Annotated in this window: 1 protein-coding gene; it reads left to right on the top strand. The window is 39.6% G+C overall.

What is annotated here, in order from left to right:
• The first annotated feature begins 292 nt into the window (after positions 1-292).
• Entirely contained in the window at positions 293-1,372 is a 1,080-nt protein-coding gene (locus tag R7D93_RS25240) for a hypothetical protein (RefSeq protein WP_101905904.1), read from the top strand.
• The last annotated feature ends 137 nt before the right edge of the window (positions 1,373-1,509 follow it).

Raw genomic sequence — 1,509 nt, 5'->3', positions numbered from 1 at the left:
AAACTTTTCTATTTCCGAAGTGCGTTACTATCGTGGCTAAAAGAACCCAATACTGACAATAAAGATCGACACTTAGACTCAATCAATGTGGCTATCCAACGAAAGTGTGACAACAAAGTTTGAAACTCGCTTTTGGACAATTTCGTTTCAGTGACTTTACTAAATTAGTAGAGTATGGATAACTTCAAGTATAGAAAATTCGAAAAACTCAGCCGCTATAATTGGTGGTGCGGTTTAGCATGGCCCCTTTATGATGGACAGTGCTTTAAACGAGGATGGAGATTAAATCGTTATGTTGGTCACTAAAGTAATTAGGCTGTTTGATCGAGTTCAATTCCCACTTCACCATGCTTGGTTGAAGCTTTTATCTGAAGCTATAGATGGCAGCGTGCTCGATAAACCATTACTCGATGAAGCCAACTGTATAACAAGTGCAATGGGTTTAGAGTATGTAGCGATCTTGAATTCATTGCTTGAAGATCACCCTGATGTGTTTAGTGAGTTCTTGAGCCTGAAGGTTTGTGTGAAAAAACGTAAGTCAGTTGAAGGTGCTGAGTTTTCAACGAATATAGAGTTTATCGAGTCAAAACTCGCTAAATATAACACGACAAAAACTCCTCAAGAGCAAAGAATCGAGCAACAAAAAGCACAGGAACAAAAGCTAAAACAGCGGCAAATAGCGTCTGACAAGATGTTTGCAGATCTTAGAGCTAAGTATGATAAGCAATTCATCGACTTCCCCTCACTCAATATTAGTTCGATTCGTAGGCACTCTAAAGCAGCTTATATTCTCACGACTCTCAACAAAGGTATGATCACTGATGCCGACTACTTGTGGCTTAAGCAGAAGGGCTTTGAGAATGATCAGGTGAATAGCATGTATTACCTTCGTCGCGCAGAGAACTCCAAGCGAATATGGAATACGACCAATAAGCCGTGGAACTTGGTTAATGCTCTTGCTGATTATCGTAAAGCAGATAAGGCAAAAACAGCCCTAACCTTGGTGAATAAGCACTTTCCATTCAAATTTGCGAATGGAAATAAGAAGTTAAAATCTGCTTTGCTTACTACGGCTGGCGGTGTTAAACGTGATTTAAATATGCTAGAACAAGCTATCGAATTTGGCATACAGGCTCATGAATTGACTCTACAGGACTACCGCCCATGCACTTTGATTGGTGCGTGCAAAATGTTGAGTGGAGATATCTCCCAAGGTCATGAGTGGTATCAAAAAGCGATTAACCGTGGTTTTGAATCTGATTCTTATGAGCAAGAAATACGCTCTATATATATGCGAGCTAAAGCTAATGACAGAGCAAAAATCAGGAAATTGCTCATGAGTGATGGATGGTGCTACAAGTGGCTCAAATAGTAATTATGACATTTCAAGTTAGATATACTAATAAGACATGCAATAGCATCTAGCTAGCTTTGGGGCAAAATCGTCTCAGAGAAGAAGGCAAACTACGACAAATGGCACCGAAAAGTTTCGTACTTTATTGTCATAGT

This window comes from Vibrio sp. YT-15 (assembly GCF_033337445.1).
Lineage (GTDB): Bacteria > Pseudomonadota > Gammaproteobacteria > Enterobacterales > Vibrionaceae > Vibrio > Vibrio alginolyticus.
The sequence above is the reverse complement of the archived record's forward strand: the minus strand, read 5'-3'. Positions and strand labels throughout refer to the sequence as shown.

Coding starts and splice junctions, on each gene's coding strand:
- R7D93_RS25240 (WP_101905904.1), top strand. CDS start 293: ATGTTGGTCACTAAAGTAATTAGGCTGTTTGATCGAGTTCAATTCCCA.